Raw genomic sequence first — 13,907 nt, 5'->3', positions numbered from 1 at the left:
CTGCAGGAATATCAATTACTCCCCGCTGCACCTGACTTCAGCTGTTCCTCGATTTTCTTCAGGTTGAACGCACCCGGTGTCTGGCTGGGAGGATACTCTTCCATGGTTTTCAGGAACTCTGCAGCCATCTGTTGCAACGGAACCAATACGAAGGCCCGCTCCAGCAACCAGTCATAGTAAGTATTCGCGTTATGCTGGGCCCGCTCGAACGGATCCCGGCGCAGGTTGAATATCAATGGCACCCGCAGCTCGGTGAAGGGCTCCATCCATACCCCGAATGCCTTGCCGCGATTCTCCAGAAATACCGCTTTCCATGGCTGGTAGCGCATTGCCACGATCTGGCCGTCGTCATTGACATAGATAAACTCGTTACGCGGCGACTCTTCAGTCTTGCCGGTAAAGTAATCCAGCATGTTGTAGCCATCGATATAGTTGCGGTACTTGCGCCCCTCCAGGCGCACGCCATTCAGCAATTGCTCCTTGATATCGGTGTTACCACCAGCCGCTGCCAGGGTTGGCAGCCAGTCCTCATGGGAGACAATACCATTCAGCGTTTTCCCGGCGGGGAATTTCCCGGGCCAGCGCACGAAAGCCGGAACCCGGTAGGCGCCCTCCCAGTTTGAGTTCTTCTCGCTGCGGAATGGCGTGATACCCGCATCGGGCCAGGTATTGAAGTGGGGACCATTGTCGGTGGAATAGAAAACAATCGTATTCTCGGCTATCCCGAGCTTATCCAGCAGGTCGAGGAGCTTGCCCACATGCTGGTCGTGCTCCACCATCCCATCAATATACTCGTTGCTATCTGGCCCACCCAGGTTCTTGTGTTCCTCTTTGACATGGGTCCTGAAGTGCATCCTGGTGGCGTTCCACCAGACAAAGAACGGTTTTCCGGCGTCGTGAGCGCGCTCGATAAAATCGATTGCGGCATTCACCGTTTCATCATCAACAGTCTCCATCCGCTTTTTCGTCAGGGGACCGGTATCCTCGATCGGCCCGCCCGCTTTTGCACGGATAACGCCGCGCGGGCCAAATTTCTTGCGGAATTCCGGGTTTTTCGGGTAGTCCCGGTTTTCCGGTTCTTCCTCTGCATTCAGGTGATACAGGTTGCCGAAAAATTCATCGAAGCCGTGATTCGTGGGCAGGTGCTCATCCCGATCGCCCTGGTGGTTCTTGCCAAATTGCCCGGTGACATAACCCAGGCTCTTCATCACGGTTGCGATTGTGACATCGGATTCCTGCCAGCCCTCCTTGGCACCGGGCAGCCCGACTTTCGTCATACCTGTCCTGACCGGTACGTTGCCACCGAGGAATGCGGCGCGACCCGCGGTGCATGACTGCTGGCCGTAATAATCGGTAAATGAGAGTCCCTCTTTGGCGATGCGGTCGATATTCGGCGTCTCGTAGCCCATCAGGCCGCGGCTATTGAAGCTGATATTGGTGATACCAATGTCATCGCCCCAGATCACCAGGATATTCGGTTTACCCTGCGCCTGGACATTACTGTGAAAGCCAAGCAGCATGACCACCGGAATAGCCAGCAGCCACCGCAATGAGCACATAAACATCTCCTTGCTCCTAACAAACTATCCAGATTCATCAATCACAAGCTATCCGGCTTCCTGTCGGCCCGAAAGTCACCTTAGCGCAGCCTTACCAATAGCCGGTCACTGCTTCTCGAAGGGGAAAACCATTCTCCAGTCGTCCTGCATATCTATCACGGTCCAGCCTTTCTCCGGCGCCAACTTCAAGGCCTTGTCGAGACGACCGACTTCGGAATCGCGATCGTACGCCCACTCCCTGCGGGAGTCCGTATGGTGCAGCAGCAGTCCAAAACGGGGCCCCTCACCATCCGTGGTATATTCCAGCATCTGCAGGTCGCCATCGGAGTTGCCCACGGCGAAAATTGGCCGACGGCCGATGTACTGGTATATCCCCACCGGCTTGCCTTCCTTGTCATCGATCAGGTTGATTTCCGGCAGCTTGACCAGGGATGGCTTGCCATCCTTCACCTGGTATTCTGCCTTCAGGCTGCTACCCACTACCTGATCCGGCGGGATTCCATACACCTCCCTGGCGAAAGCACGGATAAAATCAACCCCGCCGCCTGAGACGATAAAGGTCTTGAAGCCGTTGGCGCGGAGATGCCGGAGAAGTTCCAGCATTGGCTGGTAAACCATTTCGGTATACGGCTCCTTGTATTTCGGGTGGCGGGCAGTGGCGAGCCACTTACTGACGCTTTCCTGAAACTCATTGCCGGTCATACCGCTGTGCGTGGCGGCCATCAATTTCATCAGGGCGGGCTTGCCGCCCTCCAGCGCCTTGCGCGGATCTCCGTCCAGTATTGAGGCAAATGGTTCCTGCTTTTCCCAGTCCGGGTGATCAGGTGCCATATCCCTGACCATGTCCATTGCATAAATCAGCTGGAAGTAGAGAGGCTTCTCTGCCCACAGGGTGCCATCATTGTCGAAGACCGCGATGCGTTCTTCGGGAGGGATATACTCGGGCCCACCCTCCTTGGTGACATTCGCCACAAACTCCATAATGGCATCCTTGGTCGGACCGTCTGTCCAGGACCGCAGGGGGTCGGCTGCCAGAGCCGGCAACGTGGCAAGCAGGTAAACAGGAATGAGCAGTATGCCGCCCCAAATGCGTGCCATGCATCTCGACATCATGGGTACCTCAGGCTAACTGGAACGCGTAGTTTGCAAAATGCGCCCCATTACACCTTAGCTGCTGGCAGGGGATTGTGCCTAGAGGATGAAGCCAGTGACACCTGTCCCGGAACAGCCTGCGCTCATCCTGGATGACACTCCCCCACGGATTGCAGAAGCCTGCGGATGCCTGCAGGGGAGCTATTTGATTCGGCGATAACGCATCTTCGGCTAATTCTGCGCCTGTCCCGACTATACTAAATTGTTGCGGTCACCCTTTGCCGATGGGCCGGCCTGCCGTCGCTACAGCCATAAACAGGAAAATAACGACAGGGAAATAATTCCGGGGAATTCAATGCCAGTTAAACTGTACCCCTTCGGCTTCACGTTGTTGGTCCTGATGTCATTGATTTCAGGCTGCGACCGAAACGCAGGGTCTGCAGGCGGGAATGACTCCCTACAGGGCAGGTCTGCGGATACCTCCACTGGTCCGGCCGGGTCAGCGTCCGCACCATCGGTGGATCGGGCAACAACGAACGCAGCTTTCATTCCTGAAGGCCCGGGACAGTTTGTCGGCTCCGGGAGCTGTGGCAACTGTCACCGGAAACAGCTCAAGGCCTGGCAGGGGTCCCATCATGACCTTTCCATGCAGGAAGCCGCCGGTGGGGCTGTGCTCGGGCAATTTGACGGTTCAGAATTCAATTATTTCGGCAGCGTGACCCGCTTCTACAGGAAAGATGGTCGGTTCCTCGTCCAGACTGCTGGTCCGGAAGGTAAGCGACAGGACTATCCCATTGCCTATACCTTCGGGGCCTTTCCCCTGCAGCAATACCTGGTGGAACTCCCCGGGGGCAGGCTGCAGGCACTCCCGTTCGCCTGGGACAGCCGCGATAAGGCCGAGGGCGGCCAGCGCTGGTTTCACCTCTACCCGGATGAGGAGATAACACCCGGGGATCCCCTGCACTGGACCGGTATCAACCAGAACTGGAACTTCATGTGTGCGGACTGCCACTCCACCAACCTGCAGAAAAACTACGACCCGGCCAGCGGAACATTCAGCACCGAGTGGTCCGAAATCGATGTGGGCTGCGAGGCGTGTCACGGCCCCGGCGCCAGGCATATGGAATGGGCGGCCAACCCCGACAGCAATATTGCCGATAAAGGCCTGGTGGCCAGCTTCGCCCAGCGGAAGCAGGTGGCCTGGGAAATGGATCCGGAATCCGGTATTGCCCGGGCGAAGCTGGCCGGACGGGGCCAGGGAGAACTCAAGACCTGCGCACAATGCCACTCCCGCCGCTCCACCGCCCATCCCGACGCCAGGCCCGGCGACTCGCCACTGGACCACTACAACCTGTCACTGCTGGATGAGGGCCTGTACCACGCCGACGGCCAGGTGGATGATGAGGTCTTTGTCTACGGCTCCTTCCTGCAGAGCAGGATGCACGCCGCCGGCGTGACCTGCAGTAACTGCCACGAGCCCCACAGCCTGGAACTCCGCGCCAAGGGCAATGCCGTGTGCGCGCAGTGCCATATGCCGGACAGGTTTGATACCGCGGAACATCACTTCCATCCCGCTGGCAGTCCCGGGGCGCAGTGTGCCAACTGCCATATGCCGGCGAAGAATTTCATGGTGGTGGATGCACGCCGCGACCACAGCTTCCGTATCCCGCGCCCGGACCTGTCGGATCGGCTCGACACGCCCAATGCATGCACTGGCTGCCATACGGAGCGCGACAATAGCTGGGCCACCGCGGTGCTGGAAGAGAAGTTCGGGAAACCGGATGGCGGTCATTACGGTGAAGCCATCCATGCCGGGCGCCAGGGGTTACCGGGCGCCGCCGATGCGCTGGCCAAACTCGCCCTCGACGAGTCGCAGCCCTCCATCGCCAGGGCCACTGCGGTATCCCTGCTGCCCCGCTACCTGAACCGGGACACCGCACAGCTACTGCAGGTGATTGCCCAGCAGGACGACCCGCTGCTGGAGCTGGGCCTGGCCCGGGCACTGGAAACCGTGCCGGAACAGGTGCGCCCGGCCCTGGGCATCCCGTTACTTTACAGCCAACAGCGGGTAACACGGGGCCTGGCAGCCAATGCGCTGGCCGGCATGCCGCTGGATCGGTTCCCCCAGTCGGTGCAGCAGCAGTTCGCCCTGGCCCTGAACCAGTACCTGCAATCCGAGACTTACAATGCCGATCGCCCCGAGTCCCTGGCCAACCTGGCAAACCTGCATGCGCAACAACAGCAGGCAGCCAGGGCGGAGGCACTCTACCGCGATGCGATCGAGCTCGCCCCCTATTACCTCCCTGCCCATGTCAACCTTTCCGAGCTGTACCGGCTGTTGGGGCGCGAAGATCAGGCGGAGCGGGTCCTGAGGAAGGCGCTGGAGACAAACGACCGGGCCGCGCCGCTTCATCACGCACTGGGGCTTTCCCTTATCCGGCAAAAGAAAACAAGGGATGCCATGGAGCACTTGCGTCGCGCCGCAGAGAGCACGGAAACCATCCCCCGCTATATCTACGTATACGGCGTTGCCCTCAATTCTGCCGGTGATACCCGGGCAGCCATTGCCGCGCTCGAGCAGGGCCTGCAAAAATTTCCCCGGGACCCACAGATTTCCAGCGCACTGGCATCCATTAACCGGGGATCGGGAGAACGGGCCGGGCAGTAAATGATTCCCGCCCGGTATCCGCATCGTGGCCGGCATCCAGGCTCATACCCGGGCACGGTGGCGGTCCCGCCACTGCCGTGGAGATAGCCCCGTCCAGCTGCGGAAGTTGCGACTGAACACCGCAACATCGGCATACCCCAGGTTCAGTGCCAGCTCGGTAATACTCAGCTGGCCGTGTTGTAGCTGTCGCTGGGCTATTTCCTGGCGGCTTTGCTGCAACAACTGACTAAAGCTGGTGCCCTCACTGCCAAGCCTTCTCTGCAGCACCCGTGGATGCAGGTCGAGGGCTGCGGCAACCCCCTCCAGGTTGCACTCACCACTGGCCAACAGGCCGCTGATCAGGTGGCGCACCTGCACCGGCAGCTTTTCGGGGTAAAGGGATTTCAGTTCCTCTATCCGCCGGCCAAAATATTCCCGTAGCCTCTGCTCACTGTAATTTGGCTTACGGTCCTGCCAGCCCAGGGGAAAGCTGACCCCACAGAAATGACTGGCGAAAACCGGTTCCCGCAGGAACCGGCCCGGGCGCCACTGGCATGCCCGGGGTCGTTCCTGCTCAAGGTGCAACCTCGGTTGGGTAGCGGACTCACCGGCCATTTCCGATACCGCGATAAACGCCTGGCCAGCACTAACCTGCATCAGTTGCCGCAGGCCGGTCGCGTTGGTGAAATCAAAGTTCAGGCGTAATTCCAGCCGCTCAGGGGTAGGCACCAGTCGGGCATGGACGCCATAAGCGTGCAGGCTTAAATGCCGGTTGGCGTGCTCCAGGGCCTGGCCAAGTGTCTCCTGCTGGTTGATCCAGAGAGCCACTTCCCCCAATACCTGTATGGTGTGCCGCTCAGCCAGGCGGAGCCCGAACAGGGGCTCATCGCAGCTTTCCGCGGCAAGGTCGAGCAGGTCCGCTACCCGCAGATAAGACACGTAAGTGTCCGGATCACGTAGCTGCGCACCGCTGAGGCCGCTCTTCCTTAACATGGCCGCCGGGTTCCCTCCCAGGTGCCTGACAAGCTCGCCGAAACCCTCGATAGCGCCTGTGCGCACCAGGAACATGCCGCCTCCCGCTCGCGATCTGTGCCGCCAACTCACAACCGTCGCAATTGGTCAAAGTTTAGTCGCCAAAGGTCAAGTTTGCGGAATACGCATGGCCATAAACTGCGTGGTTGTCCTCGAGCGCGCGGTTAAAAATTAACCATGGCACTGCACTGAAGCAGGATGAGGCCAGATACGCCTGGCGACTCTCACCTTGATTGACCCGAGAGCTTTGCCCCCTGCCATGGGCCTCCGCGAGACTCCCGGAGGCCGACGGAAAACAGAGATGCAACAACTTACCTCAGCCCTGGTCACCGGGGCCGACAGCATTATTGGTCGCCGGCTGGTAAACCAGCTGCTGGCCGAGAAGGTTCGCGTAGTGGCAGCTGTCCACCCGGGGCGATCCATACCCACGGCATGGGCCGGGCGCGTCACCATCATCCGCGTCGCTGCCCGCCCGATTACCGACCTGGCCGAGAACCACGGGCCGGTTGATACGGTGTTCCAGATCGGGAACAGCGTAGCTGAAGGACCGGAAAAAACTGCACACACTGACAGGATCCTTACCACCACACGGCAGAGCATCAACCTGGCGCTGATGTGGGATGCGCACCTGGTCGCTACCACAAGTATCCGCTGCTACGGCACCGCACTGGGCAAGGGAATCCTGGAAGAACGAACCCCGACCGGGGCACCGGGCTCAAGTTACGCCAGCATACGCCAGCAGGAAGAAGCCATGATCCGCGAGGCCGTGGCAAAGATTGGCCTCAAAGCCACAATTATCCGGCCCGGCAACGTTTACGGGAGCGGGGAGATTCCCTGGGTGGGTCAATTGATCTCGCGTCTCCAGGCGCGCCAGCCCTGCCTGATCGGCAGGGGCAACTGGGATGCCGGCCTGGTGCATATGGATAACCTGGTAGCCCTGTTGATTGCAGCCGCCCGGTCCCCACTCAAGGACGGGCAACTTTTCGTTGCCGGCGACGGTTTCGGGGTGACCTGGGAGCAATTCCTGCGAGCACTGGCCAGAGCGGTCGGTACCCGTGCGCCCCGCAGCATTCCCCGGCCGGTCGCCCGGGTCCTGGCCATCCTGCGCGCCTGCAACGACCCGGCCCGGCACAGGCCACAGCGGCCATGGCTCAACCAGCAAACATACCGCCTGATGGGCGGCCCCAACCAACTGGTGCCTGCCAGGGCCGAACGCCTGCTGGGTTACCGGCCTGTCACTACTTTTGAGAATGCCATGCAGGATATGGCCAGGCTCTTTCGCAATCCCCCGCCTTCCCTGCCCGCGGGCGGGCAACGCTCCCGGCAAAAGCCTACTGCCAGCTAGCGCTTCCGGGGGAGCGGCTGAATTCAAGGCCAAACCCACAGGCCAAAATCCCTCCCGCATTCCTGTTACGCGCCCCGGAAATCCGCTATCGTTGGTGCGTCCGGGGCACCGGAAACAGATAGAACAATAATGATGCGGGAATCCCTATGTCGCAGCAGCATTACGATGTACTGATCATTGGCGCCGGCCTGTCCGGTATAGGCACCGCCTGCCACCTGAGCCGGGACTGCCCGGATAAGCACTTCGCCATCCTCGAGCGCCGCAACCGCATCGGTGGGACCTGGGACCTGTTCCGGTATCCGGGAATTCGCTCGGATTCCGACATGTTCAGCTTCGGTTTCAACTTCCGTCCCTGGAATGGGTTCAAGGTCCTGGCAGACGGGGAGTCGATCCGCCAGTACATCAGCGATACCGCCGCAGAGTATGGTGTATCCGAGCGGATACAGTTCGGTATTGACCTCCAGCAGGCAAACTGGGACAGCCAGCGCCAGTGCTGGGAATTACGTGGTGAGCAGGACGGGCGCCCGGTGCGCTACAGCTGCGATGTACTGATTTCCTGCACCGGCTACTACGACTACCACCAGGGCTACCTGCCGGAATTCCCGGGCATCGACCAATTCGGCGGCCAGACCATCCACCCACAGCAGTGGCCTGAGGACCTGGACTACAGCGGCAAGCGCATTGTGGTGATCGGCAGTGGAGCCACCGCAGTGACCCTGGTTCCCGCCCTGGCAGAGAAAGCCGCGCATGTCACCATGCTGCAGCGCTCCCCCACATACGTTCTGTCGGTGCCGGCACAGGACAAGATTTCTGCAGTCTTGAAGAAATTCCTGCCCGAGGGCCTGGTTTACCGCATGGCGCGCAAGCGCAATATCAAACTGCATCGCTGGATTTTCAAGGCCGCCAGGCGCTGGCCCGGTTTCGTCCGCCGCATGATGCTGCGGGGCGTGCGTAAGGCACTGGGCAATGGCGCCGACATGCGCCACTTCTCCCCCGACTACCAGCCCTGGGACCAGCGACTGTGCGCAGTACCGGACGGCGACCTGTTTGATGCCATCCGCGCCGGCACGGCATCTGTGGAAACCGACGAAATTGAGACCTTCACCGAGGATGGCATCCGCCTCAAGTCCGGCAAAGAGCTGCCCGCCGACATCGTGGTCACCGCCACCGGCCTCAAGGTACAGGTACTGGGGGGAATGACGCTCAAGGTGGATAACCAGGCGGTGGAGATCAACCGCCGGCTGACCTACAAGGGCGTCCTGATGGAGGGGGTGCCCAATATGGGCTGGGTATTCGGCTATACCAACGCCGCCTGGACCCTGAAGGCGGACCTGTCCGCGGATTACCTGTGCCGCCTGCTCAACCATATGCGGCGTGAGCAACAGGCGGTGTTTATGCCGGTGGATCGTGAAGGCTGCAAGGAGGATGAGTCCGTCATGGCTGCCCTGAAATCGGGCTATGTCCAGCGCGCCGACCACCTGCTGCCCCGCCAGGGCACCCGGTATCCATGGCGGCTGATGAACGATTACGAGCGCGACCGGAAGATATTGCTGGAATCCCCGATTGACGACGGGATTCTCAACTTCTATCCCCGCCCGAAGAAACGAATGCCAATCGCACAGGAAGCCGCGAGCGAAGCGGAAGGCGTTACTGACTGACAAATGGTAAAGACCACACGCCCCCTTAATTGAAAAGTGAACAGCCTGCCCCCTGGCGGGCTTGCCCCGAGACGATGATCGGTCGGCCCCTCCTACCTCAGCCGCCCTGCCCGGCCATCACTACTTCCCGCCACGCCACACTTTACTACACTGCCGGAAGCGAGTTGGACATAGCGACCGCAATGGGTACCCCCTGAAGCGGGAGCGTAAAACCTAGAACTTCCTGGTAATTACTTCCCTCCCTGCAAGAGCACCCGGCGATTTATGGCTAGAGACATCTCAGTCCTCTTCAAAAAGTTAAGAAATAAACGATCCAATACCCTCATTTTCCTTGGGGTATTTTCAATGTTCCTAATGGTGCTCACCGCACTCATACTGATATCGAGTGCAGTCAGCGTCGCAGCCTTCATCATTACTGAGGGCTTTATCTACAAAGACAACCAGATCCCCGAACTTATCACCAACGCCATCAGTAACCTGATCGTCGCTCTTGCAATCTATGAGCTTCAACGCGCCCTGTCCCATGAATTACGTAAGCCGGCCATTGGTGAAGTAACCCATGTACTGCGTCGATCCACGCCACGTTTTATCGTGGTGGTCTGTGTGGCGCTTGCCCTGGAGGGGCTGATTTTTGTCATCAAGTTTGGCCAGACCGGACAACCCCAGCTCCTGTTGTACCCGGCGCTTATCATTCTCTCCGCAGCCCTACTCCTGGTGTGCCTGGGCATTTTCCTGAGAGTCGCCCCTGAGGAAACCGTGGGCCAGCACATGCTGGAAGACGTTAAAGAACAGCCAGAAACAAAAGTGGTAGGCGGCCACGCACCAACCGATTGACTAGCTGACCGAACATGGTGGTCGTGAGTTCCTGGGGTCAGGCTGTGGCTTCACGTAAAAAGCCCCGCCCTTTGCCGGCATAAGAACATCGTCCCAACAGTAAGCTCCCGGGGAGAACCCGCAGCGGAGCCATACCCAGGGCACCGCGACATACCTATCAGGGCTACTATAAGTAACCGGCACCCGCTTACATTGCCCGGTGCAGTTCGGCCGCTGCGGGTGCCCAGGTGATCATCCAAGCCTTTGAAGACAGTATGTGCGCCAACCCAATGAACGCCAATTACAGCTCCCGACCGGCAACGCTGCCATTACCCATGATGATACTTTCCAGCGTTTTGAGCCTGCAGGCATGTAACAGCAACGACCAGGAGTACGACCCCAATTCACGCACGGCCTCCTATGCCCTGCCCCCGGCGACCGAATCCCCCATGGCGCAGGCTATTAACAAGCATGCGGAACAGCATCCCGGCGAGCATTCCGGCTTCCTGCTGCTGCCCGAGGGGCTGTCGGCCTTTGTGGCGAGGGTAGCCCTGATTCACGAAGCACGGGTGTCCCTGGACGTGCAGTACTATGAGTTCAAGGATGACACTGCCGGCAACCTGCTCGCCAGCAAACTGCTGGAAGCCGCCGACCGCGGCGTACGCGTAAGATTGCTGGTCGACGATGTGGCCACACGTATCGACAACCCGGATATCCTCACCCTGTCCAAACACCCCAATATGGAAATCCGCGTATTCAACCCGGTGGCGGGGCGCAGTGGCTTCAAGAAGGCACTGGAGCAGGTACGGAACCTGGGACGTATCAATCATCGTATGCACAACAAGCTGCTGGTCGCCGACAGCCTGGCCATGATCACCGGGGGCAGGAATATCGCCGACGAGTACTTCTCCTCCACCAGCGTGAAGTTCCTTGACGCCGACATCCTCGTCATCGGTCACCTACTCCCCAGGGCCGCGGCCACATTCGACGAGTACTGGAACCACCCAGTGTCAGTGCCTGTCTCGCAATTGATGCTGGACGATGACGACTCCAGGACACTGGAGGAAATCCGTGCCCAGATCCGGAAGTTCCTGCGGGAACACGCCAGGAGTGAATTTCGGGAGGCACTGGAGAAATCAGAATTCAGCGAGCGGCTGACGGAGGGCCGGCTGCAATTCCACTGGGGCCCGGCGACACTTTACTCGGATCCCCCGGAAAAGGCGCTGGACAAAAACCTCCCCGAGCACGAGCTCCCCGGTTACCACCTGAAGGAGGCACTTGCCGATACCGAGTCACTTATCCGCATCAGCTCGGCCTATTTCGTGCCCGGGGACCCGGGAGTAGAACTCTTTACCGGGCTTGCACGAAACGGCGTCGACGTCGGGATCCTGACCAATAGCCTGAGCAGCACCGACGTGGCGGCGGTTCACGCCGGCTATGCACCGGACCGCGTGCGCCTGATGCAGGGCGGAGTGAAGCTGTGGGAACTGCGGCCCGGGGCGGACCAGGAGCAGCGGCGGCACTTGTTCCAGGGCAGTGCCAGTGCAGCGCTACATGCCAAGACATTCGTGATCGATAACAATCGCAGCTTTATCGGCTCGATCAATATGGACAGCCGCTCGCTGCGCCAGAATACGGAAATCGGTGTTTTGATCGAAAACACCGCCATCAACTCTGAGCTGCGCCAGTTGTTTGACAGCTGGGTGACCCCGGATTCCGCCTGGAAGCTTTCACTCGGTGAAGAAGGTGAAGGGGATGGACTGCGTTGGACCGCCGAGGAAGATGGCAAAACAGTCACTTACGAAAAAGATCCCGATACCTCGGCCTGGGACCGCTTCGTGGTCTGGCTGCTGACCTTCCTGCCAATTGAATCGCAGGTGTGAGAGCATCGCGGCCAACAGCACCTCCCGTTCGGGAATTGCTGGCTGGCCTGGGGCATTGTGCTGTTAGTATCAGGCAGAAGACAGGCGTGAGCGAACCACAATCTCCGATGTCAGGGTGCGATGTACCGGGCAACGGTTGGCGATATCGAGTAATTTTTCGCGTTGCTCACCGGTCAGCTGGCCCTCCAGTGTAATCTCACGCACGATCTCATCGATCTTGCCCTCTTTTGTCTCACAATCCTGGCAGTCCTCCGCATGCACTTTGCGGTGCGAGAGTATCACCCGGATACGATCGAGCGGAATCTTCTTACGGTCCGCGTACATACGTACAGTCATGCTGGTGCAGGCACCCAGCCCCATCAAAACATACTCATAGGGACCGGGTCCCAGGTTCTCACCTCCGAACTCCTCGGGCTCGTCGGCGACAAGCCGGTGCGGCCCGGAATGCATAGACTGCGTAAACTTGCCGTCGCCACTCTCTTCCACGGTAACTACGGTCGGCGTCGGTCCGCTCATGACAGCTGTCTCATCACTATGGCCTATTCAAGTAGTGAGTGTATGAATTCGTGATGCAGAAGACCAGACCAGCCCTTAAAGCTCAAACTGTATCGAGCCCCCAAAAAAGTTCAGCGAGTAGTCATCAAAACTACCCTGCAAGCGTGGGCTGAAAGGCGGCCGCCCTTGCTGGTCTATTGGCACATCTCCCATCCATACAAGTGTGTAACCAAAATCCAGCCGCAGGCCAGGACACAGCTCCTTACGGCCCCCCAGCCCCAGGCGCCACTGTTCGTCTACAACGACATCAGCGGTGCGAAACTGGTTCTCGACCATGCTGCTGTCATAACCCAGCCCGGCAGAGAGTGCCCACCCGCCCAGGATCCCAGAACGAAACTGGTGTCTAAGCCCCAGTGATCCATGCCAGGTGTCTTCATAATTACGATTGACGGTCGCACTGGTCTGGTTGGGATTGTCTATCTGGATGCCCACCAGTCCGAACTCGGACCAGTTCTGCCAGTTCAGGTTAGCGTACAACGTGGTATCCGCGGCCAGTTGTTGCTGCAAACTGGCGGTAGCGGTCTGCGGAACATCCATGTCAATCTGCAGGCGCCTGTCATTCAAGCGACCGAAAACGCCATCAAAAAGTGGGCCAAAACCGGCCAAGCGTAGATTATAGGAGAATTCCCAGTCCACCTCGGTAGTCAGGTCCAATCCCAGTATTGTTGCCTCTCCGGGCCGATAGATGACGCCAAAATTACCACCTGGCGCCACATCGGTATCGTCATATTTCAACCGGGCATCACCGCCAACCAGGCCCGCCCGGGGACGGGACTCAAACCGGTAGTATCCGGTCATCAGGTTCAACCCTGCCCCCAGCGACAGGCAATCGCTTGCTTTCCAGCTGATAGACGGCATCACGCTCATGCCGATCAGGTCAGTCTCGGTAACAAAGCGGCGCCCATACCAGTCGTTGTCATAGTCCAGGCTACCGCCGAGGTTACCGGCAAGCGCAAACCCCCAACCGAAGCGCTCATTGAGCCGCCCCGCGGCAAAGAAACCGCCACCGGGAAACCACTCGATGGCGTTTCCACCGTCATCACCCGGCACATTACTCTGGCCGCCATTACTGAATTCCAGGTTGCCGTACAGAAGCTGCCCCGATGCCATCAACTGTGTGCCGTCGCGCCAGACCGTTCCCGCCGGATTCGTATACGCGGTAGAGGCATCCTCCGGCATAGCAGCCCAACCGGCACCGGCGGTTCCCAGTGTGGGGGTCCCAATCTCCCACACCATCAGCCCGCCTGCGCTGGCCGGCGAGGCAAGCCCCATAGTGCCGAGGTAGAGCATCAGGGGCATAACTGCACTTCTGTCACTTCCTGG

General features: G+C 59.4%; 10 protein-coding genes. 5 read left to right on the top strand and 5 right to left on the bottom strand.

What is annotated here, in order from left to right; genetic code table 11:
- Positions 1–11: 11 nt before the first annotated feature.
- Positions 12–1,559, bottom strand: a complete 1,548-nt coding sequence (locus tag LVE68_RS00535; RefSeq protein ID WP_370636703.1) for an arylsulfatase — start codon at positions 1,557–1,559, stop codon at positions 12–14.
- A 105-nt stretch (positions 1,560–1,664) separates the two neighbouring features.
- On the bottom strand, positions 1,665–2,657 hold the full coding sequence (locus LVE68_RS00530; protein WP_232942146.1) for an HAD family hydrolase: 993 nt from the start codon (positions 2,655–2,657) through the stop codon (positions 1,665–1,667).
- A gap of 640 nt (positions 2,658–3,297) precedes the next feature.
- On the opposite strand from LVE68_RS00530, the gene LVE68_RS00525 reads away from it, so the two are divergent.
- Complete coding sequence (locus LVE68_RS00525; protein WP_232942144.1) at positions 3,298–5,319, top strand: tetratricopeptide repeat protein; 2,022 nt, start codon at positions 3,298–3,300, stop codon at positions 5,317–5,319.
- Between the two features lie 42 nt (positions 5,320–5,361).
- Here LVE68_RS00525 and LVE68_RS00520 read toward each other — a convergent pair whose 3' ends face one another.
- Complete coding sequence (locus LVE68_RS00520; RefSeq protein WP_232942142.1) at positions 5,362–6,366, bottom strand: helix-turn-helix transcriptional regulator; 1,005 nt, start codon at positions 6,364–6,366, stop codon at positions 5,362–5,364.
- A gap of 265 nt (positions 6,367–6,631) precedes the next feature.
- Here LVE68_RS00520 and LVE68_RS00515 point away from each other — a divergent pair, with 265 nt between their 5' ends.
- From LVE68_RS00515 to LVE68_RS00500, 4 genes are all read left to right on the top strand, one after another.
- Entirely contained in the window at positions 6,632–7,675 is a 1,044-nt protein-coding gene (locus LVE68_RS00515; protein ID WP_232942140.1) for an NAD-dependent epimerase/dehydratase family protein, read from the top strand.
- Positions 7,676–7,821: 146 nt separating this feature from the next.
- Positions 7,822–9,333: a flavin-containing monooxygenase gene (locus tag LVE68_RS00510; RefSeq protein ID WP_232942138.1), complete on the top strand. Its 1,512-nt coding sequence runs from the start codon at positions 7,822–7,824 to the stop codon at positions 9,331–9,333.
- A 264-nt stretch (positions 9,334–9,597) separates the two neighbouring features.
- Entirely contained in the window at positions 9,598–10,167 is a 570-nt protein-coding gene (locus LVE68_RS00505; RefSeq protein ID WP_232942136.1) for a hypothetical protein, read from the top strand.
- A 227-nt stretch (positions 10,168–10,394) separates the two neighbouring features.
- Positions 10,395–12,029, top strand: coding sequence for a phospholipase D family protein (locus LVE68_RS00500; RefSeq protein ID WP_232942134.1), 1,635 nt, complete (start codon positions 10,395–10,397; stop codon positions 12,027–12,029).
- Between the two features lie 69 nt (positions 12,030–12,098).
- On the opposite strand, the gene LVE68_RS00495 is transcribed toward LVE68_RS00500, so the two are convergent.
- Together LVE68_RS00495 and LVE68_RS00490 are read right to left on the bottom strand one after the other, a co-directional pair.
- A complete protein-coding gene (locus LVE68_RS00495; RefSeq protein WP_232942132.1) occupies positions 12,099–12,545 on the bottom strand; it encodes an OsmC family protein in 447 nt (148 codons plus the stop codon).
- 75 nt (positions 12,546–12,620) lie between these two features.
- On the bottom strand, positions 12,621–13,883 hold the full coding sequence (locus LVE68_RS00490) for an OmpP1/FadL family transporter (protein WP_232942130.1): 1,263 nt from the start codon (positions 13,881–13,883) through the stop codon (positions 12,621–12,623).
- Positions 13,884–13,907: the final 24 nt, after the last annotated feature.

The organism is Microbulbifer sp. YPW16, from assembly GCF_021290385.1.
GTDB classification, from domain to species: Bacteria; Pseudomonadota; Gammaproteobacteria; order Pseudomonadales; family Cellvibrionaceae; genus Microbulbifer; species Microbulbifer zhoushanensis.
This window is presented reverse-complemented; position numbering and strand designations above follow the sequence as displayed.

Bases quoted from the DNA above. Each gene is read 5' to 3' on its own strand.
- LVE68_RS00535 (WP_370636703.1), bottom strand. From the start codon at position 1,559: ATGTGCTCATTGCGGTGGCTGCTGGCTATTCCGGTGGTCATGCTGCTT.
- LVE68_RS00530 (WP_232942146.1), bottom strand. From the start codon at position 2,657: ATGGCACGCATTTGGGGCGGCATACTGCTCATTCCTGTTTACCTGCTT.
- LVE68_RS00525 (WP_232942144.1), top strand. From the start codon at position 3,298: ATGCAGGAAGCCGCCGGTGGGGCTGTGCTCGGGCAATTTGACGGTTCA.
- LVE68_RS00520 (WP_232942142.1), bottom strand. From the start codon at position 6,366: ATGTTCCTGGTGCGCACAGGCGCTATCGAGGGTTTCGGCGAGCTTGTC.
- LVE68_RS00515 (WP_232942140.1), top strand. From the start codon at position 6,632: ATGCAACAACTTACCTCAGCCCTGGTCACCGGGGCCGACAGCATTATT.
- LVE68_RS00510 (WP_232942138.1), top strand. From the start codon at position 7,822: ATGTCGCAGCAGCATTACGATGTACTGATCATTGGCGCCGGCCTGTCC.
- LVE68_RS00505 (WP_232942136.1), top strand. From the start codon at position 9,598: ATGGCTAGAGACATCTCAGTCCTCTTCAAAAAGTTAAGAAATAAACGA.
- LVE68_RS00495 (WP_232942132.1), bottom strand. From the start codon at position 12,545: ATGAGCGGACCGACGCCGACCGTAGTTACCGTGGAAGAGAGTGGCGAC.
- LVE68_RS00490 (WP_232942130.1), bottom strand. From the start codon at position 13,883: ATGCCCCTGATGCTCTACCTCGGCACTATGGGGCTTGCCTCGCCGGCC.